This window comes from Grimontia marina (genome assembly GCF_900060185.1).
GTDB lineage: Bacteria > Pseudomonadota > Gammaproteobacteria > Enterobacterales > Vibrionaceae > Enterovibrio > Enterovibrio marinus.
In genome coordinates this window covers 1-568 of record NZ_FIZY01000266.1, presented here as the reverse complement: position 1 = coordinate 568, position 568 = coordinate 1, and the positions used below count along the sequence as shown (strand labels likewise).

The following is a 568-nucleotide window of genomic DNA, read 5'->3' as shown; positions in this document are numbered from 1 at the left end:
ATGTCAGGCCAGAGCAAGACGAAATTTCGCTGTTTTGTAGTGAGTTAACCGGGATAACTCCGCGTAAAATTGAAAAACAGGGGCGACCACTCGCAGGTGTCATTCAATCAATGGTTAAGAACTTTGGCGGCCCAAATAAGATTTATGTTTCGTGGGGGCGTGATGACCAAATTTTAGCTAAAGAATGTGGGCAGAAGGGGATCGTTATGCCTTTTAGCGAGTTCATCAACCTAGCAACGCTCTACCGTATTCAGCAGAGAATGAAAGAAAAACGTATTGGTCACCGCGCCGCACAAGAAGCGCAAGGTATTGAGTGGGAAGGGCGACAGCACTCCGCTTATGTGGATGCCTACAACCTTGCGAAATTGGCGTTAACAATGTTGTAATCCGCTCTATTTTTGAGCGGAAAGTTTAGCGCGGATAAATTCACTGTGGTCGACATACAATAATTCTGCCGCTTTGCGGATCACCGCCTCTTCGAGTGGGTCTATCTCACCGTCCGAGTGCGCCACTTGCCACATCGCCTTGATAAGTTCATATCGCGTATCTTGCGAGAGCTCACGTAATT

The 568-nt window shown here is 47.4% G+C and carries 2 protein-coding genes; one reads left to right on the top strand and one right to left on the bottom strand.

What is annotated here, in order from left to right; translation table 11 throughout:
• Window positions 1–386: 3'-5' exonuclease (locus tag GMA8713_RS26350; protein WP_062715594.1), on the top strand; the 386-nt coding region annotated here is incomplete at its 5' end.
• Window positions 387–392: 6 nt separating this feature from the next.
• On the opposite strand, the gene GMA8713_RS27185 is transcribed toward GMA8713_RS26350, so the two are convergent.
• Window positions 393–568 (bottom strand): tellurite resistance TerB family protein (locus GMA8713_RS27185; protein WP_198159616.1); only part of this gene is annotated, 176 nt, incomplete at its 5' end.